We start from the raw sequence: 25,010 nt of genomic DNA, 5'->3' as shown, positions 1-25,010 counted from the left end.
TGGGAGAGTAGATAGCCGCCGTTTTAGAGTCAGAGACTCAAAACAAATGAAAGGAGTTAGTCGAAGGGCTGACTCCTTTTTTTGTTTTAGATAAATCCTTTATCTTTGTCCAAAAATCAATGCTTTATGATCAAGTCTTATATTTTATTTGTTTTTCTTTTTATCTCCTCCATTCTTTCTGCTCAGAAGGGTATTAGTTATACCGTAGAAAGAGATATTCCTTATCGGGTCACGGGCACCCCATATGGCCTGGAACGCTGTAAACTGGATCTTTATTATCCGGAAAATATGAAAGATTTTGGTACAGTCGTTTGGTTTCATGGAGGCGGTTTGTCCGGTGGAGGTAAATTTATTCCGGAAGAGTTGAAGAATTGTGGTTTGGCTGTTGTGGCTGTTAACTACCGGTTGTTGCCTAAATGTAATATTAAAGATTGTATCGACGATGCTGCTGCTGCGGTTGCCTGGACTTTTAAAACGATAGAGAAATATGGTGGTAGTCGTGGCCGGATTTTTGTTTCCGGACATTCTGCGGGTGGTTATCTGACAAATATGATCGGTCTGGATAAAAAATGGTTACAAGTTTATGGTGTGGATGCTGACTCTATTGCTGCATTGATCCCTTTCAGTGGGCATGCTATCAGCCATTTTGCTTATCGGGAATCTTTAGGGATGAAGGAGACGCAGCCAAGTATCGACGAATATGCGCCGCTTTACTATGTTCGTCCGGATGCTCCTCCTTTAATCATCGTTTCAGGTGATCGTGAAATGGAAATGTTAGGACGCTATGAAGAGAATGCTTATTTCTGGAGAATGATGAAAGTAGCCGGACATAAAGAGACATATATTTATGAATTGGATGGCTATGATCACGGATCGATGGCTACACCGGCTTTTCATATACTAAAGAATCATGTGAAAAGGATTTTGGAAAAACATTGAGAAGGAAAGAAACCTTGTCCCCGTACTCCAGACGGAAACAAGGTTTTATTATTCGAAACGAACTGCGGTTCCGGCAGCCGTAACCATCAGCATACTTCCGCTTCCTCCTACTGTTTCATAATCGAGATCGACCGCAATAACGGCATTGGCTCCCATGCGTGCTGCCTGTTGGCTCATTTCTTCCAGGGCTGTATCTTTGGCTTCACGTAAGACACTCTCATAGGAACCCGCGCGTCCGCCTACTATATCGCGTATTCCGGCAAAAAAATCTTTGAATACGTTTGCTCCTATGATTGTTTCACCGGAAACGATCCCATAGTATTGAGCGATCTTTTTCCCTTCGATGTTGTTTGTTGTTGTTAATAACATAGCTTTCTTTTTTTATTGTTGACGACAAATATATTTATTCTATTGGATATCTTGTCCGGTTTGGGAAAAATAAAACGGGCGGAGCCTCTATTTTCTATGGAAGCTCTGCCCGTTCTTAATCGGATGTCTACCGGATACGAACCGGTAGACATTGTTTTTTATGGATGTGTATTGGTCATTTCGAATACCAACTTACCACCTTTCACCATATCGGTATGTGAGAAGAATGGGGTATCGAGAACCTTACCGTTTAATGTCACTTCTTTGATATATTTATTCTCCGGACTGTTATTCTTAACCAGGATCTCAAATATGCCACCTTTTACGTGAATTAAGGCACGATCTACCATCGGACGGCCCAATGTGTAAACCGGAATACCCGGAGCAACCTGATAGAAGCCCAAAGCGCTCATTACGTACCATGCCGACATCTGTCCGCAATCTTCGTTCCCAATAATACCGTCCGGTTTATTTGTATAGAATTCGCGCATGATATAATCCAGACGTTCTTGTCCTTTCCAGGGGGAGTCTGTCCAGTTATATAGATAAGCCATGTGGTGGCTCGGTTCATTACCATGCGCATACTGACCGATCAATCCGGTGATATCGCCGGAAGCATGTTCGCCGTCAACTTGTGAGGAAGTCGTAAATAATGTATCCAGACGTGTTTCCAGTTCATTTTTACCACCGATCGTAGCGATAAAATTATCCATATCATGCGGTGCGAAGAAACTCCACTGGAAGGCATTTCCTTCTGTATAATCACTTCTCATGTGAGCGGAGTAACGCGGATTGAATGGAGTACGGAAAGAACCGTCACTCATGATCGGACGCATCATCTTTGTTTCCGGATCCAGATAACGTTTGTAGTATTCTCCTTTGGCTGCATACGCTTTAGCCAGTGAGTCAAGTCCTGCTTTAGCAGCGATCTGTGAAATACACCAATCTTCGTAAGCCATTTCCAATCCCCATGAAACAGATTCGGGAACCGAGTCGGCCGGAACGAATCCATATTTTTCTTTATAATACGGATGGCGGGTGATCAGATCGAGTTCGCGTGTACCTTTGAACTTCTCTGCCAGATCTTCACGGTAAACGGAGGGACGGGCACCGGCTTCCGCCCATGTTTTCAGATGACCATCAGCCAGATCTTTACTAACCAGGTCAGCCAGAACGGATACGGCAGGATAGCCTACCATACAACCTGTATAACTGGAAGCCAGCGGCCATTTTGGTAGAATACCACCTTCTTTATATCCCTGTACCAATACTTTTCCCCAGTCGGCAGCCAGATCCGGATTGATGATCGTCATCAACGGATGTAAAGCACGGAAGGTATCCCATAAAGAGAATACGGAATAGTTCGTATAACCCGGTTCTGCTTTATGTACCTTTTTATCCATACCCAGATAACGGTCGTCTACATCCTGATAAGCGAACGGAGCGATCATTGTATGATATAGAGCTGTGTAGAAATTGACCATTACAGTAGGATCAGCCTGAATTTCGATCGCATTCAGTGCGTCGTTCCATATTTCAGCTGATTTAATGCGGGTTGCTTCGAAATCCCAGCCGGGAAGTTCTGCTTCGAGGTTCTTTTCAGCCCCTTCCGTATCTACCATAGAAAGTGCAACCTTTACATATAGAGGTTCAGATTTTTCTGGAAATTTATAATGGAATTTCAAATCTTCGGCAGTATTGATACGCAGGAATAGAGAGTCCTGGCGAAGCTTGCCGCCAATATATTGGTAGATTGTTTCGATCGGTTCGGAGAAGGTGATCCGGTATGAAACCGAATGGAAATGTGCCCAACCCTGGGTGCGGACCGTTCCCTCCACAGTTGAGTCGTTTACGAACAGATAGTTGTTATCTACCAGTTTATGTCCCCAGTTCGGTTGCAGGATATGTCCCAGATCCAGCATAACGCGACGGTCTTTGGGGTTATCGTAAGTATATTTGTGGAAACCAACCTTGTCTGTACTTGTCAACTCTACATTCACACCGAAATTATCCAGACGTACGGCATAGAATCCCGGAGTCGCTTTTTCTGTGTCTTTATTGAAAAGGCCGACCGGTTTGATCGAGTCGCTACCCGAGAAAGGCAGTAGAGCTACATCTCCCAGATCTCCGATACCTGTTCCTGAGAGGTGTGTGTGGCTGAAGCCATAGATTTCCCTGTCATCGTAATGATAACCGCTACTGGCATCCCAGCCCATGATATGCGTATCCGGGCTTACCTGTACCATCGCGAAGGGGCGGGTGGCACCGGGGAAGGTATGTCCATGGAATCCGGTTCCGATGAACGGATCAACATACTTGATTTCATCGCTTAGTAAGCCACTGTTGGGAGCAGGTTTACACCCTGCCAGCAAGCAAAGAACAGCAGCCTGGAAGAATAAGATTGTCTTTTTCACTGTTTATCTATTGATTTAGTTTGAATATATGCGGATTTACTGTTTTTATTTTGAACTGCTACAAATATAATGAAAAAGAACCATATAGAGGCCTTTTTCTATAATCTGATAAAAAAGTGACAAAAAATTGCAACCTTTTGTGGTGGGTACTCGTCTAATATAAAAGAGATGAGAACAGACGAATTCATAACAAGGATATTGCCTTTAAAAGACAACCTGTTGCGGGTTGCTTTCAGGATTACCGGAAATGCTGAGCGTTCCGAGCAAATCGTTCAGGATGTAATGCTGAAGGTCTGGGGAGAGCGGGCGGCGTGGATTGTAATAGAAGATATTCCTTCTTACTGCCTGATGGTAACCCGTAACCTGGCACTGGAAGCGATCAATTTGCAGAAGATGCGGGCGGAAAGTTTTACTGTCAGATAAACTACAAACACGACAAATATGGATTACAACCGTATTAAAATATTGTTGGATAAATATTGGGAATGTGCCACCACTATTGAAGAAGAACGCGAACTACGACACTTTTTTTCGGCGGAAACGTTGCCGCCCGAGTTGCGTCCTTACAAAGCGTGGTTTCTGACTCCGGAAGCAGAGACTCTTCCCCCGTTAGGAAAAGAGTTTGACCTGAAGGTGCTGCAACGGATAGCCAGGGAAAAAAGACAACGTCACCTTCGTCTTTTTTATTCTTTTTCGGCCCTGATCACCTTTCTTTTTGTCCTTTTGTTTATTCTGATACTGACCTCTTCGTTTATGATTGAAAATTGCTGTGTTTAGTATATTCAGGTTTTGTATATCGTCTGAAGTAGTAAAAATGTAGATCATATATGACACCGGTAGAGCCTTGCAGACTTGTTCTGCAAGGCTCTTTCTGTTACCTTTGCCGAAAAATTATAATTATGTTCACGGTAATCGGAATTATGTTCGGCGGTATAGCTATAGGATACCTGTTGCGTAAAGTGGAGTTTTTACAAAAAATAGGTAGACCTATTTCCTATACAATTTTGCTTCTGTTGTTCCTGTTGGGAATTTCGGTAGGAGCCAATGAGGCTATAATAAATAATCTTACTACACTAGGAGGGCAGGCTTTCCTGATCGCTCTGGCAGGAACAGGCGGGAGTGTATTGGCAGCCTGGGGCGTGTATCATTTCTTTTTTAAGGAAAGGGGGAGAGAATGAAAGGGAGTCTGATCGTTGTTGCTTTCTTTGCACTCGGGTGTATCCTGGGATGTAGCGGTTATCTGCCGGAGGTAATTGTAAAAAATGATATCACTATATATGTGCTTTATTTATTGATGTTTCAGGTTGGGTTAAGCATTGGAAGTGATAAGAAACTGAAAGATATATTATGTAGTATCCGTCCGAAGTTATTGCTGGTGCCTTTGGCTACAATTATCGGGACGCTGACGGCTTCCGCTTTGATCAGTTTGGTGATTACCAAATGGAGTATGTTCGACTGTCTGGCTGTCGGTAGCGGATTTGCTTATTACTCGTTGTCGTCTATCTTAATAACGGAGTTGAAAGAAGCTTCACTGGGTGTACAGATGGCTACGGAATTAGGGACGATTGCGTTGATGGCTAATATTATCCGTGAGATTATGGCTTTGCTCGGTGCACCTTTGTTTGTCAAGTATTTCGGAAGACTGGCCCCTATCTGTGCCGGAGGAGCGACGACGATGGATACAACATTACCGATTATTACCCGTTATTCTGGAAAGGATCTGGTATTCGTTTCTATCTTCCATGGTATTCTGGTCGATTTTACGGTACCGTTCTTTGTCTCTTTTTTCTGTTCAATGTGAATATGATAGTCAATAAAAGATAGCATAATAACCTGTATGAGAAACTTATTGATTGCTATATTGCTGTTTGTTTCGTGCTGTGCAGCCGGACAGCCGGGGCGAAGACTGGATAAGCTGGGGGATAACGAAATGATCCCAGCCGGGCAGGCTGCATTTTACGGCGATTTCATCCAACGTCTGAAAAAGTTTAAGAGTGGCGGTTATCCCCAGGATATCCGGATAATCAATATTGAGACGAATGAAGTACTTCTCTTCAGGGTAAAGTCTACCTTTAAGACCTCCAAGGAAAATCCGTTTTGTTACCTGATCGAACCGGGTACGTATGCGATCCTGAATTATTGGTGGACGGAAAGCAAATGGTATGGTGGAAAATCCTATATGGAGCCCATCTATAAAGGAGAAGATTCTATCCTGGAGACGGAACGGAAGATAAAGAACAAGGAACAACGCCCGGACGAACTGGTCCTGTTTAAATTTACCGTTGCCCCGAATACGCTGAATTATGTCGGTACCTGGCATTTCGAACAATCCCCCGTTCGTTTTACTGATGATAAGGAACAAGCCGACGATAGGATGAAAGATAAATATAAAAAGCTGGACTTTTCGTCTTCCCGCATAGCAATACCCGATTAAAGCACTCAGCTATAAATAAAGGAGCGGATCAAATCAGAGCCATAAAACAGGCTATTGAATTGATCCGCTTTTTATATGTCAGGTATTTATTTCTTTACCGTCTGCAACATCACTTTCACTGCTTCTTCCAGCTGATGATCTTCACCCTTCAACTGAGACTCCGGTGTGTTGTAGATTTCGATATCTGGTTGTAGTTCATGGTTCTCCAGGTAATTACCTTGCATATCCTGAACACCTACCTGAGGAATACCGAATACGATAGACGGGTCGATCTGTGACTCCCACCAAACGGCGGTCATAGTTCCCGGTACCGGAGTGCCGATCAGTTTGCCGATGCCTAATGTTTTGTATACCCAGGGGAAACCATGTGCATTCGAATAGTTATCTTCGCAAACCAATACACAAGAGGGCTTTAGCCATTTGTTATACGGATCGCTGCCGATATATTGCCCGCGCGGCATGAAACGCTGATACTCTTTACCACTTAGCAGAGTTGCCAGGTCGTCATGCAGCCAGCCGCCACCATTATGACGGGTATCGACAATCACCGCTTCCTTGTTGCGGCAACGTCCAAGTAATTCAGAGTAAACTTCACGGAAACTTTCGCTGTTCATACCTTTGACATGTACGTAGCCGATCTTTCCCCCCGAGAGTTCATCCACTTTCTTGCGGCAGTTTTCTACCCAGCGTTTGTACAACAAGTTCGATTGTTCGCCATAGGAAATGGGTTTTACCTGTTCTTCAAAATGTTCTTTAGTAGTCGGGTTATAGATGGACAATAACACTTTCTTTCCGGCTTTACCGCTTAGCAACGGATAATAATCTTCTCCGTTCTTAATCGATTTTTCATTAATTTTCTCAATGATACAACCCGGTTTGATCTTTGTATCGGCTAGTGTCAAGGGGCCTTTGGCTATGATCTCGGCAATCTTCAAACCGTCGCCGTTGTAGCTATTGTCATAGAATGCACCCAGGCAAGCCGTTGCCGGAGCAGAGGAAGACGGGCGGAAACGGGCGCCTGTATGCGAACCGTTTAATTCGCCGAGCAGTTCAGACAACATCTCCTGAAAATCGTAATTGTTGTTGATATGCGGTAGATAGCGGGCATAAGCTTTTTTGTATCCGTCCCAATCGATTCCGTGAAGTGTCGGGTCGTAGAATTTATCTTCTACCTGACGCCATATATGATTGAAGATATATTCGCGTTCCTGAGGTGCACGATAAGAAAATTCGGCTTTAAAAGGTATATCTTTTGTCTTGCTATCTTTGATCTCAACCTTTTTTAGTTTGCCATCGGATACAAGGAATAGATTTTCGCCCTTCTTATCGGTAAACATTCTGCCTCCACCGACTTCTTTGATCAATAACTTGGTCGTATTCTCCTTGAAGTTGCGTTCCCATAGGTCATAACCTTTTTCAAAAGAAGCACAATAATAAAGTTTGTCGCCTTTCGGTGTCAGTACGGCATCACCCAGGTTCGATGAGTTGATGGTCAGACGGATGACACGGTCTTTGCGGTTTTCAAGATCGAACTTCAGCGGTTCTACCGGTTTATCCTTGTCGTCTTTCTTGTCTTTATCATCTTTCTTTTTGTCATCTTTTTTCGCTTTGGACTCTTTTTTATCATCCTTTTTGTCCTCCTCCTTATCTTTGTCTTCGTCTTCGACCAGTGCGAGTTCTTCTTTACTCAGGCGGAATTTATCGTAGGCTTCGCCGTCGAAGAACATAATATAAGTATCGTCCTGTGCTCCCCAACTACCATGACTGCGGTAACCGGCCCGATCGGACGACCAAATCATGGCTTTACCATCAAGTACCCATTTCGGATTGCTGTCTGAATAACCACTTTCTGTCAGGTTGGTAATATCTCTGCTGCCATCCGCTTTTACCAGTGCGATGTCTTTATTATTCCATCCGCCGATTGCAATATATTCCACCAGAAACCATTTACTATCGGGCGACCATTGATAAGTCTGGTCTCCATCACTATATGAATAATTGTATTTGCCATCCAGCACTGTGCGTGCCTGTTTGCTTTTCAGATTGATTACGCGCAAAGTCGTACGATCTTCCAGAAAGGCAACTTCTTTACCGTCGGGCGAATAAGCCGGTTGGAAAGATGTCTTATCTGTTACAACGAGCGGCTCTTCCTTTATCTCTTGTGCATAGGTAAAATACTTATCATCCTTGCGAGCCAGGCTACTTTGATAGATACCCCATGTCTCGCCCCGTTCGGCCGAGTAAACCAGCGAACGCCCGTCGGGACTGAAGTCTATATCACGCTCTTGCTGCGGTGTATCGGTGATCTGACGAGTGGTTTCAAATTCAACGGAGGTAACATAAACATCGCCTCTCACGATAAAGGCAACTTCTTTTCCATTCGGAGAAACAGCGATACTGGTCGCACCATTCGACATCAGGCGATGGATCAAATCGTTCTCCGTCTGGTCTGAAATGATACTTACCTTTACTTTTGAAGGCTGTCCGCCTTCTTTGACCGTATATATTTCACCATCATAGCCATAGCAGAGTATTCCATTATTATCGGAAGTCAGGAAACGGACAGGATGTGTTGTATGATTGGTAATTTGCTTGTCGCTTTTTCCGGTCAGGTCGTTTTTAAAGATATTGAAACTGCCTTTTTCTTCACTCAGATAATAAAAAGCTTTTCCATCGGCTGTCCAGACCGGGTTACGGTCTTCACCACGGAAGGTTGTTATCTTTTTAAATGTACGGTCTTTATCGAGTGAGCACAACCAGATATCGCGTGTGATGGAAGACTGGTGATGCTTACGCCACGGATCTTCATAACCTTTGATATCATTATATAAAATTTTGTCACCATCTTTATTCACCGACAGGTTTTGCATGGCCAGCGAAGAGAATAATACCGGACGTCCACCTTCCGTACTAACCTGATAGATCTGTGAGAATGTACCGGAAGGGAACTGGCTATCCTTTGCATCCTGCTGTATGGAAGCCGAGTAAAGGATCTCATTATTACTACTGAATGTCTCCGGATATTCGTTTGTCGAATGAGTTGTTAGCTGTTTTGGTACTCCCCCGTCTTTATCCATAATAAAGACATCGAAATTCCCGTTACGATCGGAAGCAAATGCGATCCGGTTGCCGTCGGGCGACCATACAGGGCGTGTATCATGAGCCGGATGTGTTGTTAATTGGGTGGCTTTACCACCGGATACCGGAACGGTATAAATATCTCCTTTATACGTAAACGCAATGGTTTCACCATTCGGAGATATTGCAGGATAACGCATCCATAAAGGATCATTATCGGCCAGCACATTTGCAGAAAATAATAGTGCTGATGTAAGGATAAATAGATATTTCATGCTTTGGGTTTTTTATGGCTATAAAGGTACGGGGAATAATAATAAGTCGGAAAATAAATGTTTATAACTTTTTACCTATATTTGTATTGATATAAAATGAACTTTATTTTATTACTAATAAATATCTACAAAATGAAAAAGTATGTAGCAGAAATGGTCGGGACGATGGTACTTGTCCTGATGGGTTGCGGTAGCGCAGTATTTGCAGGTACCGCTCAACCTTTTGCAGCGGTTGGAACGTTGGGGGTAGCTTTCGCCTTCGGATTGGCGGTTCTTGCAATGGTGTACACGATCGGTAAGATTTCAGGATGTCATATCAATCCTGCTATCACACTGGGTATGTTGATTTCCAAAAAGATTTCCGGAAAAGATGCAGGTATGTATATGGTATTCCAGGTGGTCGGTGCGATTATCGGATCATCTATTCTTTATATACTGGCAAAAGATTCCGGTTCTGCCACGACACTAACCGGAGCTAACGGGTATCAGAATCTTATTCCGGCTTTTGTTGCCGAAACGGTATTTACATTTATCTTCCTGTTAGTTGTTTTAGGTTCCACATCTAAAGGAGCAAACACTAAGTTTGCCGGTATCGCTATCGGTCTGGCGCTGGTATTGATCCATATTGTTTGTATCCCTATTACAGGTACATCGGTAAATCCTGCTCGTAGTATCGGCCCGGCTTTGTTCCAGGGTGGTGAAGCTCTCTCACAATTATGGTTATTCATCGTTGCACCTTTCCTTGGAGCGGCTATCGCTGCTTTAGTATGGAAAGGAATTGATACGGAAGAAACGTAATCTTTTGTTACTACATTATATAATTAATTCCCGGGGCACGGCTTCCGGGATTTTTTTTGCTATATTTGAGCAGTTTAATTCTCTGTTTACTTAATTCTGATTCAGGTTATGGGAAATAAAAGTGTCGATCGAAGAAACTTTCTGAAGCTCTCGACAGTAGCGGGAGCCGGTTTATTATTAGCTCCGGATGCCTTGGCATCTGTTTCGGGAGTGAAAGAAAATAAAGTTGCAAAAATCCCTATGCGTCCTTTAGGTAAAACAGGAGTCGAACTACCTATCCTCAGTATGGGAGTCGATCGCCCTGATAGTAATAATGTATTGCGTGCCGCTTTTAATTCCGGGATTATCCATTTCGATACGGCTCACCGGTACCAGAACGGACGGAATGAAGAAATGATCGGTAATTTTTTCAATGGTAAGCCGCGTAGTTCCTGCTTTATTGCAACCAAAGTCATGTTCGATTATCCGTTGAGGGATGATTTCGAACAGGATTTGCTCGGTAAACTCGAAATCAGTTTGAAACGTCTTAAAATGGATCATGTCGATCTCTTCTATACCCATTCCGTCAGTACAGCAGAAAAGATACAGGACAAACGTATTCTCGCTATCCTACAAAAGATCAAGGCTGAAGGTAAAACCCGCTTTGTCGGTTTCTCTTCCCACGATCAGAAACCGGAACTGATCGATGCTGCCATCGAAACCGATATTTACGATGTGGCCTTGATCAGTTATAATTTCAAGATGAAGAATATAAAGGAAACAGACGAAGCGATCGAACGGGGTGTGAAGGCCGGAATGGGCTTTATTGCCATGAAGACGATGGCTGGGGGGACGGAAGATGCAGATGGAAAGAAAAAGATCAACGGCCGCGCTTGTCTGAAATGGATCTGGCAGAATAAGAATATCACGACTGTTATTCCCGGTCTCACCAATTATGACCACCTGGACGAGTGCCTGGCTGCTGCGTATGATATGGAACTGACGCAGGATGAAAATAATTATTTGCTGGCATTATGTGATAAGGAGTCTTTATATTGTCAACAATGCGGTAAATGTCGTGCACAGTGCCCTGAGCAATTACCTATACCTGATATTATGCGTGCCTATATGTATGCCTACGGTTATAAACATGCCCAACAATCGAAAGAGACATTACTTGATCTGGGAGTGAAGCAGGATATGTGTACGGATTGCGATTTTTGCCTGGTGGACTGTCCTTCCGGCTTCGATGTTTCAAAGAAGATCGCGTCGATTGCTCCCCTTCTGCAAGTACCGGATGAGTTCCTTACTTGATATATTTTATATCCATGCATTTTGTCATTCTCTTTTTTTACCTTTGCCCATAGACTAAACTAATATAACATGAACAAGAAACTTATTCTTTCCTTGCTCGCTTTAGCCGGAGTACCTGCCCTGATGATGGCAGCGGACGACGCACGCCTGTTGCGTTTCCCGGCTACAAACGGTAACGAGATTGTATTTTCGTATGCCGGAGATTTGTATAAAGTTCCGGCAACAGGTGGGGAGGCCCAACGCTTGACTTCACATGTCGGTTATGAAATGTTCCCCCGTTTCTCACCGGATGGTAAAACAATCGCATTTACCGGACAGTATGACGGAAATACGGAAGTATTCACTATGCCCTCTACCGGAGGTGAGCCCTTACGTGTGACTTATACTGCAACAAACAAGCGTGATGATCTGGGCGACCGTATGGGGCCGAACAACATCGTAATGACCTGGACTCCCGATGGCAGTCGTATTGTTTATCGCAACCGTATCAGTGACGGTTTCTCTGGCAAACTCTATACAGTAGATAAGGAGGGCGGGTTGTCTGATGTAATCCCATTGCCTGAAGGTGGCTTCTGTAGCTATTCTCCGGATGGGAAAAAGCTGGCATATAATCGTGTAATGCGTGAATTCCGTACCTGGAAGTATTATAAAGGTGGGATGGCCGACGATATCTGGATCTATGACCCAGAAAAGAAATCGGTGGAAAACATTACGGATAATGTAGCCCAGGATATTATCCCGATGTGGATCGGTGATGAAATATTCTATATTTCCGACCGCGACCGTACGATGAATATATTTGTGTACAACACAAAAACGAAGCAAACGAGTAAAGTGACCGACTTTACCGAATACGATGTTAAGTTCCCCAGTGCAAACGGGAATACGATTGTATTTGAGAACGGCGGTTATATCTATAAGATGGATGCCACGTCCAAAAAACCGGAAAAGGTAAATATCGAACTGACTTCCGATAATATATATGCCCGTAGCGAGATAAAAGATGGTTCCGGGTATATTACAGAAGCCAGTATTTCCCCTGATGGCGAACGTATCGTTGTTACATCCCGCGGCGAAGTCTTCAATCTGCCTGTCGATAAAGGAGTAACAAAGAATATCACCCGCTCTCCGGGACAGCACGACCGTGAAGCACAATGGTCGCCCGACGGTAAGCTGATCGCTTATATCTCTGACGGAACCGGTGAGACGGAACTGTATTTGCAGGAGGCAACAGGAAGCGAACCTGTGCAGTTGACTAAGAATAACGATACCTATATCCGCTCTTTCGAATGGAGTCCGGATTCAAAGACAATTGTTTATACCGATCGTAAAAACCGCATCAACCTGCTGAATGTAGCCACAAAACAGGTAACTGTAGCCGTGCAGGATCCGATGGCTGAAATAAGAGATGTTACATTCTCTCCGGATAGCAAGTGGCTTACTTATTCCCGTCCGGCTAATAACGAACATAATATTATCTATGTTTATGATATTGCCGGAAAGAAAGAATATCCGGTAACAGATAAGTGGTATGACTCCGGATCTCCGGTCTTCAGCAGCGACGGTAAATATCTGATATTCTCTTCCGCCCGCGATTTCAATCCTACTTATGGCTCACTGGAATGGAACCATGTTTATAATAATATGGGTGGTGTTTATCTGGCCCTGTTATCTAAAGATACTCCTTCTCCTTTCCTGGAAAAGGATGCAAAAGTAGCAATCAAAGAAGATAATGCGAAGAAAGAAGAATCGAAGAAAGAGGTAAAGAAAGAAACAGCTTCTGAAACACCGGCTATCAAGATCGATCTGGAAGGTATTTCCGAACGTATTATTCAGCTTCCGTTGGCTGGTTCACGTTATGGTAATTTCTATAGCGATGGAAATAAAGTGTATTATTGGGGACGTGGAGGAACGAAAGTCTATGATCTGGATAAACAGAAAGAAGATGTTGTTGCCGACGGTGCTTCCATGTCTGTTACTCCCGGTAGTAAAAAGGCTCTTTTCTACAAAGGTGAACAACTTTATGTAACTGATATCCCTTCAGGGAAAGCGGATCTGAGTGAAGCAGTCAACCTGTCGAATATGAAGATCACTACCGATTATCCGAAAGAATGGGCCCAGATCTTCGATGAGGCCTGGCGTGCCTACCGGGATGGATTCTATGTAGAGAATATGCATGGAGTAGACTGGAAAGCGATTAAAGAAAAATATGCGGTCCTGCTTCCGTATGTAAAGACACGTTTGGATCTGAACTATGTGATCGGTGAAATGATCGGTGAATTGAATTGCGGCCATGCCTATGTGAACCCCGGTGAACTGGATCGTCCCCAGCGTATACAGACCGGTTTACTCGGTGCTGAAATATCCCGTGACAAGAGCGGTTTCTTCCGTCTGGAAAAGATCCTTCCGGGAGCTTCGTGGAGCAAAGACCTGCGTTCACCGCTTACAGAGCCGGGTATCGAAGCAAAAGCAGGCGAGTTTATTGTCGCTATCGATGGTATTCCGACCAACAGAGTGAAAGATATGTATTCTTTATTGGTCGGTAAAGCCGGTGTACCCACCGAGCTTTCGCTGAACAGTAAACCACAACTAGCTGGAGCCCGTAAGATCGTGATCAGCCCGCTTGCCGAAGAATATTCTTTGTACCATTATAACTGGATACAGGATAATATCAAGAAGGTAGACAAAGCAACGAATGGTCGTGTCGGATACATCTATATCCCGGATATGGGTGTGGAAGGTCTGAACGAGTTCTCCCGTTATTTCTATCCCCAGTTGGATAAAGAAGGTCTGATCATCGACGACCGTGCCAATGGAGGTGGTAATGTTTCCCCGATGATCCTCGAACGCTTGTCACGTGAACCGTACCGTCTGACCATGCGCCGTGGCTCCAATCATATCGGAACAGTTCCCGACGCTGTACAGGTAGGCCCGAAAGTTTGCCTTATCAACAAATATTCCGCTTCCGACGGCGACTTGTTCCCGTGGGGCTTCCGTGCTCTGGGCTTAGGCAAACTGATCGGTACCCGCACCTGGGGTGGTATTGTCGGTATCAGTGGCCCGCTGCCTTATATGGACGGAACCGATATCCGTGTGCCGTTCTTCACCAGTTATGACCCGAAGACCGGCCAGTGGATCATCGAAAACCACGGTGTCGACCCGGATATCCTGATCGATAACGATCCGGTTAAGGAATGGAACGGTGAAGACCAGCAGCTGAACAAGGCTATCGAAGAGGTTATGAAGGATCTTCAGAACCGTAAGCCATTGGCTCCGATACCGGCTCCGAGGGATTTCAGTAAGTAAATAAAAGTATATATGCTTTTCTTTAAAAGGTTGCATGCTTTATGAAAATAGCATGTAACCTTTTTTATTTTTTGTGCTTTCATTTAATAATTCTTTTACCTTTGCAAAGTAACTACATACGTTATGGATAAGGAATCACATCACATCTATAATCTTAAAAGGGGAGATATCACATCTTTTGAATACCTGTATAATTGTTGGAGTGGCAAGCTATACAATTTTGTAATGCGTATATCCCAGGGTGATACTTATCTGGCCGAAGAGATCGTTCAGTCCGTATTTATTAAGGTATGGGAAGGCAGAGACCAGGTCGATGCCGACAAGTCGTTCGGTGCTTATATCTGCACTATCGCCAAAAATCAACTGGTCAACATTTATCAACACCGGATGCTCGAACAACTTTATCAGGCAAAAATAAAAACATCCGAACCCATAGAGAATACAACAGAGAAAGAAGTCGATTATCATTTATTGGAAGAATATATCGGATCTTTGATAGAGCAACTGCCTCCTGCGCGTAAAGAAATATTTGTGTTGAGTCGTCGTAAGTTGTTGACAAATAAAGAAATTGCAGCAAAGCTCAATCTATCTGAAAATACCGTCGAGTCGCAGTTGACCAAAGCAATCGCTTTCCTCCGTACCAAGATAGATCGTCATTATAATATCTCTATCCCCTTGCTCCTTTTTTTATTTATTGACTAATAAAAGTTAAAACCAGAAGTGCGGGTAACGGATTTTATTCCGTCACCTGTATACCTAATAGACACAATAAAATGGAAAAGACAGATTACATACAATTATTCGATAAGTTCCTGCAGAAGCAGGCTACTCCGGAAGAGGTGCAGACACTTATCCAATGGCTGAAAAGCGAAGGTTCGTTTCAGGATTGGGCGGAAGAAGAGTGGGACATGGCTTCTTCTACAATGGATGCCCGCTTGCAACAAAAATTGCTGGGACAGATAAAGGAGAAGATCGGCCGTGAGAAAGTAGAAGAGCTATCCGTGAAAGAAAATAAACAGCGTAGCCTCTATTCATGGATTACCCGTGTAGCTGCCGTTGCCATATTATTGTTGTTGACCGGTCTGTCTGTCTATTATTATGCCATGAATCAACTGGTCATGGAAGATATGATTGTTTCGGTGGAAAAAGGGCAGAAAGCGAATGTGGTATTGCCTGATGGTTCCAAGGTATGGGTGAATTCAGATTCCAAACTATCTTATGGCAGTCGCTTCAATCAAAAGGAAAGAGTCCTTTCCTTGGAAGGAGAAGCCTACTTTGAAGTGGCACCCGATAAGGATCGTCCTTTTATTGTGGAGACGAAAGAAATGGCAGTCCGTGCCCTGGGTACCAGCTTTAATGTGAAATCGTATGAGGAAGAAAAAGATGCTTCGACCGTATTACGGACAGGAAAAGTGGAAGTAACGACCGACTTGGATTGTCTTGTCTTAAATCCTAACGAGAGAATCGTTTTCAATAAACAAACAAGGCACATGGAGAAAAGCAGTGTGGATAATGCGGTGGATTACATCAACTGGAAGTACAATGAATTGACCTTCAATGGTGAAACCTTCGAGAGCATAGCCCATACGTTGGAACGGTATTATAATACCCGGATTATATTCGAATCGGAATCGCTGAAGAAATACCGGTTTACCGGAACCCCCGGTAATACGAGTCTGGAAAGTATTTTGCAGATATTTTCTCTCACTTCTCCTTTAGTATATGAAGTAAAGGATAGTGTGATCGTCTTGCGGGAGAATATGAAAGAGAAGGCTTATTATGAGAAAGCATTGAAATAGCAATAAATAATACCATGTTTAATATTTAATCTTTTATCGATATGAAAAATACAGGATAAACTTATATCAAAAAGAATGGGACAATGCAAGGCATCATCCCATCCCGTAGTTCATAAACCGCACTTGGGATCTTGCAAATATCAAGTGCAATTATAAATACCATTAAGTCTACAAAATTATGAGAATTTTATTAACCAGGGCATATTATGCCCTTAAAAAACGGCAATTTAAGTCAATTAAATTAATCTTACTTATATTGTTGATCTCCCCGTCATTACTGGCTCAGGTTACGATAACCCTGAAAAATCAATCTATCCGTCAGGCATTAAAAGAGATAGAGCGTTTAAGCGACTATAAGTTCTTTTACAATAATGATTTATCCAGCCTGGATAAAGTCGTTTCCCTGTCTGCTAAAGACGAAAGCATAGAGTCTGTTATGAGCAAACTTCTTGCCGGTACGGATATTTCCTACAAACAGGATAATAACAACCTGATTGTCCTTACCTTAAAAGCGACCTCTCCGAAACAGTCTGCCAACGACCTGAAAATAAAAGGAACCGTTGTCGATGAGACTAACCAGCCGGTCATTGGTGCTAATATTGTTGTTGAAGGAACCACAAACGGTACTATTACCGACCTGGACGGAAACTTCTCTTTGCAGGTTCCCGAAAAGGCAGAACTGCGTATCTCGTATATCGGTTATCTGGACCAGAAAGTAAAGGTCGGAAATAATACGACATTACACATCGTTTTGAAGGAAGACACACAAACATTGGATGAAGTTGTCGTAGTCGGTTACGGAACGATGAAGAAAAGCGATATTACCGGTTCGGTCGCTTCTGTTAGATTAGGAGATCTGAAAGAAGGAGCCAATACTTCAGTTGATCAGATGCTTTTGGGTAAGACGGCCGGTGTAAACGTTGTACAGAGTAGTGGTGAACCTGGTGGTGGTTTCTCTGTGAACATCCGTGGGGCAAGTTCTATTAATGGTGGTGTTTCTCCATTGTATGTAATTGACGGTGTGCCTATCGATAACTCTCGCCCTGTTTCACAGGGTTCCATTGTGGGGTTTAGTGATAGCAGAAGTCCGAGAAATCCGATGTCGTCTATTAACCCTGCCGATATTGAATCTCTTGAAATTCTGAAAGATGCATCTGCTACCGCTATTTACGGCTCAAGAGGTGCGAATGGCGTTATCTTGATTACGACAAAGAGCGGAAAAGCAGAAAAGATGAAGGTCAGTTATTCCGGTTCTATCGGGATTCAGAGTCCTTCAAATAAGCTGAATCTGTTGAGTGCTGCTGATTACAAAAGAGTATTGAATGAAATTATCGATGCAGGGGGCGATAGTGAAGCGAATCGGGTTGGAGATATTGCAAATGGTGGTATCGGTACAGACTGGCAGGATGAAGTAACTCAAAAAAATGCAATTACTCATGAGCATCAATTATCTTTTTCCGGAGGTAACAGTAAAACTTTTTACTACACTTCATTCAATTATGTAAATCAGGAAGGTATTGTAAAGAATACCAGTTTTGAAAGATTGGGAGCCAGGTTGAATTTGAAATCCGATATTAATGAGAAATTAAAGATTGGTATGAATGTTACCGGTTCTTACATGAAAGATCATTTTGTTGCAAATGGATTTGGTGTAAATGAAAATGCAGGTGTGATGTATACTGCTTATAATTATGATCCAACAATACCCGTTAAAGATGAGGAAGGCAATTATGCAACATCACCTATCTTGACGCTAGATAACCCGCTTGCATTGGATGAAGGAATGACTTCTTATTCTGATACATATAGGATTTTAGCTTCAGCATTTGGGGAGTATTATATTACTAAAGATTTATTTCTAAGATTGAATCTGGGTACTGACTTTATGAATGAAAGTAGAAAAAACTTTGTATCGAGTCTTACTCAGCAAGGTCGTTTTTATGGAGGTATCGGGTCGAATCAGAATTCAGAAAAAAGTAACTATATAGTAGAAGGTACTGCTAATTACAATAAAACAATAAAGAAACATAGTTTTGGGGCATTGGCGGGAGTCTCTTATCAACGTTATGTTACAAGTTATTTGAATAACAGAGCAGCTGATTTTCCGAATGAGTCATTAGGTGCTGAGAACCTGAATCTGGGAAATCAGGAGACCTTCAGAATGCAAAACTCTGTGACTGGTAACAGATTGGCTTCTTATATAGGTCGTGCAAATTATTCTTTTGATGATAGATATTTAGCTACGGTAACTTTTAGAGCAGATGGTTCTTCGCGTTTTGGTAAGAATAATAAATTTGGTTATTTCCCTTCTGCCGCTTTGGCATGGAGAATCTCTAATGAGTCTTTCCTGAAAGGTGTTGATCAACTCTCTTCATTAAAACTTCGTTTGGGTTGGGGTAGAACCGGAAATCAGGAGATCGGAGATTACCCGGCATTAAGTACTTATCAGTCGGCTGGTTCTGCAATATGGGATGGTAAACAAGTCGTTGGTACTGGGCCTGCTAAAATTCCTAATCCGGATTTGAAGTGGGAGACAACCGACCAAGTCAATTTGGGTCTTGATTTCGGCGTATTCAATAACCGTATTAACGGTGGAATTGATTATTTCTGGAAGAAAACTACAGATATGCTTTTGCAGTTACCTGTTCCTCAGTCGACCGGCTATAACAGTATTTTATCGAATATTGGAAGAATTGATAATAAAGGTATTGAACTTTTCTTGAACACAGTTAATATCGATACTCGTGATTTTAAATGGGAATCAAATATCACATTTACTTCTATGAGAAATAAAGTAAAAGATTTAGGTGGTATCGATGAAATTATTATTGGTGCAGGTTATACCCATGTTGAACAAGTTGCAATTCGTAAACCCGGTTTACCATTAAATTCTTATTATGGATGGGAAGTAGCTGGTGTTTGGCAGGAAGGTGATGATTTCAGTAAAATGAAAGAAGATTATAAACCTGGTGATCTGAAATATGTAGATCAGAACCATGATGGTGTTATTAACGATGCAGATAGAGTGGTGCTTGGTGATTCTTTCCCGGATTTTCAGTGGTCTTTTGGTAATACATTTACCTATAAAAACTTTGATTTGTATGTCTTCTTTGAAGGCGTTCAGGGAGTAGATATGTTGAATGGTAATTTAATAGATAGTTATTTTCCTATTAATTTCCGGCGAAATAAATTTGCTGAACCTTATTTAAATAGATGGACTCCGGAAAACCCTACAAATGAATATCCATCATTTGTAGATCCACTAAAACAAGGACGTAAAGTAGTTAATTCCCGTACATTGTCAGATGCATCGTATGTGAGACTTAAAACGATCCGTTTGAGTTATACATTGCCTAAATTTAATAGCCTGATTCAGTCACTGCAATTGTATGTAACAGCGGAAAATTTATTTACGATTACTGATTATGTTGGATTAGATCCTGCGATTAATCCAAATAGTAACTCTAATTTCCGAATGGATTTTAACGCATACCCAAGTGCCAGAACTTTCATTTTCGGAGCAAAAATTGATTTTTAAAGAATAATAAAAAGATAAGTATATGAAATCAATAAATAATATAGCAGTTTATCTGTTTTCTTTATGTGGGCTACTCTCCCTACAGGGATGTGAAGGCATTCTGGAAGAACCTGTCAGATCAGAATTTACAGAAAGTACTTTACTGGCAACAAAATCAGGTATTGAATCTGTTTTAGCTGATGCATATTCCAAAGATGGAGGAAGTCGAAATATTGTGAAAAGAGGAGAAATGACTACTGATATTTTGTGGCAATCCGGCGGTGGTGAAAATGGAACAGCTGTACCTTTGATCAACTTTCGTTGGGACTCCTCCAGTACATTAGAAGCTTTTGACTGGATGAATCATTGGGAAGAGATCAGGAATGCAAATATAGTATTAGCCAATGCTCCTAATGCTTCCGGATTTAACAGTGAAGAGGATCGAAATGGTTTGTTGGCAGAAGCACGATTTATCAGAATATGGGCCTATTATCAATTATGGGATCAGTTTGGTCCGGTACCTATACGGAAAAGTTTGGATGATCCTCTTGAATTACCCCGTGCAACAGATGAAGAATTCAAAGAGTTTATGGAGTCCGAGTTGAAAGCCCTTATTCCTGATCTTTATGAAACAGGAAAGCAGCCGGCTTACGGACGAGCTCATAGAGGTGCTGCTCAGACATTGCTTTGTATCTGGTATTTGAATACGCATCAGTGGCAAAATTGTGCAGATATGGCAAAAGAAGTAATGTCAAGTAATAAGTTTGCTCTGTGTCCGGATTATAATAAAATGTTCGCTTTGGAAAACGAAAAGAATGAAGAGTTTATTTGGGTTAAAACTTATTTGGCCAATAGTGCCAGTGTCAATATTCTCTTAGCAACGAATTTACCTTGGGACTATTATAAAGGCCTTGATGGTGGTATGGAAGGAGTTATTAATGAAAAATGGTCGAATTTTGCTTCCCAATATCGTTTTTATGATGATTTTTATTACAGTTTTGCTCCTGAAGATCAACGCAAAGGAAGGGTTTTAACTAAATATGAAGATTCAAAAGGTAAAGTTGTAGATTTGCTTGTTGATTATAAAGATGCTACCCGAGGAATGAAATTCCCGCCGGACCCGAATGCTTCAGCCAACAATCATGGTAATGACTTTCCTTATTTCAGGTATGCAGATATTTTATTGGCCAGAGCGGAGGCTTTGAATGAGTTGAATGGTCCTAACCAAGAGTCTGTCGATTTGGTGAATCAGATTAGACATAGAGCAGGCTTGGGGAACGTTGCTTTATCCGATTTTCATTCAAAAGATGCATTTGTAGATCAACTAATGAATGAAAGAAAATGGGAATTCTGGAATGAAGGTAAGCGGAGAAGAGACCTGATCCGTACCAATAGGTTTATCAAATGTGCGCATGATCGTGGAATTACTAATGCACAAGATTTCCATGTTTGGTTTCCTATACCCCAGTCAGCTATCGATGCAAGTTCATTACTGAAACAAAACGATGGCTATTAAGCCTAATGTTAGTTTAAAATGAAGTATTGTTTATACACATGTTTGGCTTTGGCTGGTTGGGCAGCAACTTCTGTGTCTGCCCAATCGACAAAGCCGAATATTGTCCTGATCATTACCGATCAGCAGCGGGCAGATCTTTGTGGCCGTGAAGGTTTTCCTTTACCTGTTACTCCTTATGCAGATTCGTTAGCATCTCAATCTGTGTGGTTCAATAAAGCTTATACGGCGGCACCGGCAAGTGCGCCGGCTCGTTGTTCTTTATTATCCGGAAGATATCCTAGTGCGACTCATGTACGGACTAATCATAATATTCCTGATGCATATTATGAAAAAGATATGCTGGATATGTTCAAAGAGAACGGATACCGTACAGCTTTGATTGGTAAAAATCATACCTATCGAAAAGCGGATGAGGCATTCGATTATTTCATCGGTTATGGGCACAGAGGAAAAGATAAACCCGAAACAGAAGACGAAAAAGCATTGGCACGTTTCCTTAATAATGAAGTTCCGGGGCATTATCTGAAACCAGCTCCGATTTCAGTGGAGCAACAACAGCCTTATCAGATTGTGAGCTATGCTTTGGAATGGATTCAACAACAGAAAGATTCTCCTTTCTTTATCCAGGTATCTATTCCTGAACCCCATACTCCTTCCCAGGTATGTGATCCTTATTTCTCAATGTTCCCGTCTGAAGATTTACCTCCGCTTTTGACATCTCGTAAAGATTTGGAAAAGAAAGGTGAAAAATACATGGCTTTGGCAGCGTTGGAGGATAAAGCCTGTCCGAATTTACAACAACAGATTCCTCTGCTAAGGAGTGTCTATTTAGGTATGGTTCGCATGATTGATGATCAGATGAAGCGATTGGTTGAGGGCATAAAATCGTATGGTTTGGATGACAATACGCTATTTATTATCCTTTCTGATCATGGAGACTATTGTGGTGAATACGGACTTATTCGTAAAGGGTCGGGAGTCGCTGAATCGCTTACTCGTATTCCTATGATTTGGGCCGGATACGGTATTAAACCGCAAAATAAACCGATGGATGCACATGTCTCGATTGTTGACATATTTCCTACATTATGTAGTGTTGTCGGGGCAGAGATCCCTGTCGGGGTACAAGGACGTAGCCTTTGGCCGATGCTGAAAGGAGAAGATTATCCTCGTGAAGAATTTTCCAGTATTATGGTGGAACAAGGATACGGGGGGGAAGACTTTACGATGGAAGAATCTCTCACCTTTGAGGAAGCCGGAAGTTGTAGAACAGACGTAGAAGGTAGTTTTGACGGTCTTAATCCCTGGACACAAAGCGGCTCCTTGCGGATGGTGCGAAAAGGCGACTGGAAGTTGGCTATGGACAATAACGGACGGGGAGAGCTGTATAATCTGAAAGAAGATCCTTCCGAAATAAATAACCTGTTCGGTGATAAAAAATATATATCCGAACAACTTGATTTGCTGAAAGAATTACTAACTTGGAACATTCGTTTGCAAGATCCCCTACCTGTTCCGCGCAGACAATATCCTTTCAAACGAAATCCTTATAATTATCATAGAAGTATACCATGAATAAAGCAATCTTATTATTAACAGCCTGTGGTGGTCTGATCCATACAATGGATGCGACAGCCCAGAAACAGAAGCCCAACATCGTCATTATCTATACGGACGATATGGGAATAGGAGATCTGTCATGCTATAATAGTGGGTGGGTGAGTACCCCTAATATAGATAAGCTCGCTTCACAAGGGTTGAAGTTCAATCACTATTACACCTCTTCCCCGGTCAGCTCTCCGTCCCGTGTAGGTCTGACTACCGGGATGTTCCCGACAGAATGGGGGATAAATACCTTTCTGCACGAACGGAAAGGGAATGCCGATTGCGAACAGTGCGACTACCTGGATAGCAATGCGCCAACGATGGCCAAATCACTGAAAGCTGCCGGTTACGCAACCGCGCATATCGGGAAATGGCACATGGGTGGCGGACGTGATGTAGACGATGCACCTCAGATACCGAAATATGGTTTCGATGAATATGTGACGACTTATGAAGGCCCCGATCCTGATCCGCTGATTACAGCCTCGAATTGGATCTGGAGTGAAAAAGACAGCATCCAGCGTTGGGATCGTACAGCCTACTTCGTTGATAAGACATTGGATTATCTGGCCCGTCATAAAGATAGCCCTTGCTTTATCAACCTTTGGCCGGACGATATGCACGATCCGTGGATTCCGTCATCCGGTTTCTATCCAATTTCTGAAACCTGGGCAACCCGCAACAACTTCGTTGCTGTGCTCACCCAATACGACAAACAGATCGGACGTTTGATGGAAGGGCTCGAACGGTTGGGAATAAGTGAAAATACCTTGGTAATCTTTTCCAGTGATAATGGTGCATTGCCGACGTTTGACAATGCACGCACCAACGGTCTTCGTGGCTCGAAGAACAGTATCTACGAAGGTGGCGTTAATATGCCTTTTATTATCAGCTGGCCCGGAACGATCAAAGCAGGAGAAACAGATAACGAGAGTGTGATCAATGCTGTTGACCTCTACCCCTCTTTGTGCCGCATCGCAGGAGCAGAGCTGATCGCAGGTTTCGAATACAGTGGTGAAGATATGAGCCAGGCTCTGTTAGGAATAAAACCTCAGAAGCGAAGCAAAGATATGATGTGGGATTTCGGACGTAACAAATATTTCAATAAGCCCCAGAAAAAACAGCGTAGCCCGCACTTAGGTATCCGCCGGGACAATTGGAAGTTATTGGTCGACTCAGATGGGAAGAATATCGAACTTTTCGATATTGTGATAGACCCGCACGAAACGACCGATTTATCGGCTAAACACCCAGAACTTTGTTCGGAGTTGAGTAAGAAGGTGATCGACTGGTACTTTACCAAAAGGAAAGTGCGAACGAAATAGGCTAGTATCAATCAATATATAACTGTTATATGAATAAAAATATTTTGAAATTAGGCTATCTGGGAGCTATGGCGACATTGGCTCCCAGCCTGTCTGCCCAGCAGGACACCCGTCCGAATATCCTTGTGATCCTGGCGGATGATATGGGATTCTCAGACCTGGGATGTTATGGAGGTGAGATTCATACGCCCAACCTGGATAAGCTGGCGGAGGAAGGTCTGCGTTTTACCCACTTTTATAATACGAGCCGTAGTTGTCCGACCCGTGCTTCCCTGTTGACTGGGCTTTATCAACATCAGGCAGGTATCGGACGTATGACCTTCGACGATAATCAACCAGGGT

Annotated in this window: 19 protein-coding genes; 16 read left to right on the top strand and 3 right to left on the bottom strand. The window is 42.7% G+C overall.

What is annotated here, in order from left to right; genetic code table 11:
* Nucleotides 1-126 precede the first annotated feature (126 nt).
* The gene (locus tag QZ076_RS18660) at nucleotides 127-939 is read left to right on the top strand and encodes an alpha/beta hydrolase (protein WP_293715985.1); all 813 of its coding nucleotides are present in this window, start codon (nucleotides 127-129) and stop codon (nucleotides 937-939) included.
* 48 nt (nucleotides 940-987) lie between these two features.
* On the opposite strand, the gene QZ076_RS18655 is transcribed toward QZ076_RS18660, so the two are convergent.
* Complete coding sequence (locus QZ076_RS18655; protein ID WP_195375258.1) at nucleotides 988-1,308, bottom strand: YbjQ family protein; 321 nt, start codon at nucleotides 1,306-1,308, stop codon at nucleotides 988-990.
* A gap of 158 nt (nucleotides 1,309-1,466) precedes the next feature.
* Nucleotides 1,467-3,722, bottom strand: coding sequence for a GH92 family glycosyl hydrolase (locus QZ076_RS18650; protein WP_293715983.1), 2,256 nt, complete (start codon nucleotides 3,720-3,722; stop codon nucleotides 1,467-1,469).
* 168 nt (nucleotides 3,723-3,890) lie between these two features.
* On the opposite strand from QZ076_RS18650, the gene QZ076_RS18645 reads away from it, so the two are divergent.
* The 5 genes from QZ076_RS18645 (at nucleotide 3,891) to QZ076_RS18625 (ending at nucleotide 6,156) form a co-directional block, all read left to right on the top strand.
* Nucleotides 3,891-4,145 (top strand): sigma factor, encoded by a 255-nt coding sequence (locus QZ076_RS18645; RefSeq protein ID WP_293715981.1) that lies wholly within the window; start codon nucleotides 3,891-3,893, stop codon nucleotides 4,143-4,145.
* A gap of 18 nt (nucleotides 4,146-4,163) precedes the next feature.
* Complete coding sequence (locus QZ076_RS18640) at nucleotides 4,164-4,499, top strand: hypothetical protein (RefSeq protein WP_293715979.1); 336 nt, start codon at nucleotides 4,164-4,166, stop codon at nucleotides 4,497-4,499.
* 122 nt (nucleotides 4,500-4,621) lie between these two features.
* Complete coding sequence (locus QZ076_RS18635; protein WP_129730376.1) at nucleotides 4,622-4,900, top strand: LysO family transporter; 279 nt, start codon at nucleotides 4,622-4,624, stop codon at nucleotides 4,898-4,900.
* Nucleotides 4,897-5,523 (top strand): lysine exporter LysO family protein, encoded by a 627-nt coding sequence (locus QZ076_RS18630; RefSeq protein ID WP_293715977.1) that lies wholly within the window; start codon nucleotides 4,897-4,899, stop codon nucleotides 5,521-5,523. The genes QZ076_RS18635 and QZ076_RS18630 overlap by 4 nt, the downstream gene beginning before the upstream one ends.
* A gap of 36 nt (nucleotides 5,524-5,559) precedes the next feature.
* Complete coding sequence (locus QZ076_RS18625; RefSeq protein WP_293715974.1) at nucleotides 5,560-6,156, top strand: hypothetical protein; 597 nt, start codon at nucleotides 5,560-5,562, stop codon at nucleotides 6,154-6,156.
* An 86-nt stretch (nucleotides 6,157-6,242) separates the two neighbouring features.
* Here the strand turns inward: QZ076_RS18625 and QZ076_RS18620 are convergent, their stop codons facing one another.
* Nucleotides 6,243-9,509, bottom strand: a complete 3,267-nt coding sequence (locus tag QZ076_RS18620) for a S41 family peptidase (RefSeq protein WP_293715971.1) — start codon at nucleotides 9,507-9,509, stop codon at nucleotides 6,243-6,245.
* Between the two features lie 132 nt (nucleotides 9,510-9,641).
* On the opposite strand from QZ076_RS18620, the gene QZ076_RS18615 reads away from it, so the two are divergent.
* From QZ076_RS18615 to QZ076_RS18570, 10 genes are all read left to right on the top strand, one after another.
* The gene (locus QZ076_RS18615; RefSeq protein WP_293715968.1) at nucleotides 9,642-10,307 is read left to right on the top strand and encodes an MIP family channel protein; all 666 of its coding nucleotides are present in this window, start codon (nucleotides 9,642-9,644) and stop codon (nucleotides 10,305-10,307) included.
* A 108-nt stretch (nucleotides 10,308-10,415) separates the two neighbouring features.
* On the top strand, nucleotides 10,416-11,600 hold the full coding sequence (locus QZ076_RS18610) for an aldo/keto reductase (RefSeq protein ID WP_293715965.1): 1,185 nt from the start codon (nucleotides 10,416-10,418) through the stop codon (nucleotides 11,598-11,600).
* Between the two features lie 69 nt (nucleotides 11,601-11,669).
* Nucleotides 11,670-14,906, top strand: coding sequence for a S41 family peptidase (locus QZ076_RS18605; RefSeq protein WP_293715962.1), 3,237 nt, complete (start codon nucleotides 11,670-11,672; stop codon nucleotides 14,904-14,906).
* 123 nt (nucleotides 14,907-15,029) lie between these two features.
* On the top strand, nucleotides 15,030-15,608 hold the full coding sequence (locus QZ076_RS18600; protein WP_293715959.1) for an RNA polymerase sigma-70 factor: 579 nt from the start codon (nucleotides 15,030-15,032) through the stop codon (nucleotides 15,606-15,608).
* Between the two features lie 71 nt (nucleotides 15,609-15,679).
* Nucleotides 15,680-16,705, top strand: a complete 1,026-nt coding sequence (locus QZ076_RS18595; RefSeq protein WP_293715956.1) for a FecR domain-containing protein — start codon at nucleotides 15,680-15,682, stop codon at nucleotides 16,703-16,705.
* 256 nt (nucleotides 16,706-16,961) lie between these two features.
* Nucleotides 16,962-20,243: a TonB-dependent receptor gene (locus QZ076_RS18590; RefSeq protein ID WP_293715952.1), complete on the top strand. Its 3,282-nt coding sequence runs from the start codon at nucleotides 16,962-16,964 to the stop codon at nucleotides 20,241-20,243.
* A 22-nt stretch (nucleotides 20,244-20,265) separates the two neighbouring features.
* Nucleotides 20,266-21,738, top strand: coding sequence for a RagB/SusD family nutrient uptake outer membrane protein (locus QZ076_RS18585; RefSeq protein WP_293715949.1), 1,473 nt, complete (start codon nucleotides 20,266-20,268; stop codon nucleotides 21,736-21,738).
* A gap of 18 nt (nucleotides 21,739-21,756) precedes the next feature.
* Nucleotides 21,757-23,313: a sulfatase-like hydrolase/transferase gene (locus QZ076_RS18580; RefSeq protein ID WP_293715946.1), complete on the top strand. Its 1,557-nt coding sequence runs from the start codon at nucleotides 21,757-21,759 to the stop codon at nucleotides 23,311-23,313.
* Nucleotides 23,310-24,668, top strand: a complete 1,359-nt coding sequence (locus QZ076_RS18575) for a sulfatase-like hydrolase/transferase (RefSeq protein ID WP_293715943.1) — start codon at nucleotides 23,310-23,312, stop codon at nucleotides 24,666-24,668. The genes QZ076_RS18580 and QZ076_RS18575 overlap by 4 nt, the downstream gene beginning before the upstream one ends.
* A 68-nt stretch (nucleotides 24,669-24,736) precedes the next feature.
* On the top strand, nucleotides 24,737-25,010 hold a 274-nt coding region (locus QZ076_RS18570), incomplete at its 3' end, for a sulfatase-like hydrolase/transferase (RefSeq protein ID WP_293715987.1).

Origin of the sequence: uncultured Parabacteroides sp. (assembly GCF_905196875.1) — a bacterium.
Taxonomy (GTDB): Bacteria; Bacteroidota; Bacteroidia; order Bacteroidales; family Tannerellaceae; genus Parabacteroides.
Note: the sequence above shows the minus strand (reverse complement) of the source record. Positions and strands in the feature narration are given on the sequence as shown.

What these genes read in the sequence shown, in the direction of transcription:
- QZ076_RS18595 (WP_293715956.1), top strand. Translation starts at nt 15,680, where the DNA reads ATGGAAAAGACAGATTACATACAATTATTCGATAAGTTCCTGCAGAAG.
- QZ076_RS18640 (WP_293715979.1), top strand. Translation starts at nt 4,164, where the DNA reads ATGGATTACAACCGTATTAAAATATTGTTGGATAAATATTGGGAATGT.
- QZ076_RS18655 (WP_195375258.1), bottom strand. Translation starts at nt 1,308, where the DNA reads ATGTTATTAACAACAACAAACAACATCGAAGGGAAAAAGATCGCTCAA.
- QZ076_RS18630 (WP_293715977.1), top strand. Translation starts at nt 4,897, where the DNA reads ATGAAAGGGAGTCTGATCGTTGTTGCTTTCTTTGCACTCGGGTGTATC.
- QZ076_RS18610 (WP_293715965.1), top strand. Translation starts at nt 10,416, where the DNA reads ATGGGAAATAAAAGTGTCGATCGAAGAAACTTTCTGAAGCTCTCGACA.
- QZ076_RS18625 (WP_293715974.1), top strand. Translation starts at nt 5,560, where the DNA reads ATGAGAAACTTATTGATTGCTATATTGCTGTTTGTTTCGTGCTGTGCA.
- QZ076_RS18620 (WP_293715971.1), bottom strand. Translation starts at nt 9,509, where the DNA reads ATGAAATATCTATTTATCCTTACATCAGCACTATTATTTTCTGCAAAT.
- QZ076_RS18615 (WP_293715968.1), top strand. Translation starts at nt 9,642, where the DNA reads ATGAAAAAGTATGTAGCAGAAATGGTCGGGACGATGGTACTTGTCCTG.
- QZ076_RS18580 (WP_293715946.1), top strand. Translation starts at nt 21,757, where the DNA reads ATGAAGTATTGTTTATACACATGTTTGGCTTTGGCTGGTTGGGCAGCA.
- QZ076_RS18575 (WP_293715943.1), top strand. Translation starts at nt 23,310, where the DNA reads ATGAATAAAGCAATCTTATTATTAACAGCCTGTGGTGGTCTGATCCAT.
- QZ076_RS18600 (WP_293715959.1), top strand. Translation starts at nt 15,030, where the DNA reads ATGGATAAGGAATCACATCACATCTATAATCTTAAAAGGGGAGATATC.
- QZ076_RS18605 (WP_293715962.1), top strand. Translation starts at nt 11,670, where the DNA reads ATGAACAAGAAACTTATTCTTTCCTTGCTCGCTTTAGCCGGAGTACCT.
- QZ076_RS18635 (WP_129730376.1), top strand. Translation starts at nt 4,622, where the DNA reads ATGTTCACGGTAATCGGAATTATGTTCGGCGGTATAGCTATAGGATAC.
- QZ076_RS18645 (WP_293715981.1), top strand. Translation starts at nt 3,891, where the DNA reads ATGAGAACAGACGAATTCATAACAAGGATATTGCCTTTAAAAGACAAC.
- QZ076_RS18660 (WP_293715985.1), top strand. Translation starts at nt 127, where the DNA reads ATGATCAAGTCTTATATTTTATTTGTTTTTCTTTTTATCTCCTCCATT.
- QZ076_RS18585 (WP_293715949.1), top strand. Translation starts at nt 20,266, where the DNA reads ATGAAATCAATAAATAATATAGCAGTTTATCTGTTTTCTTTATGTGGG.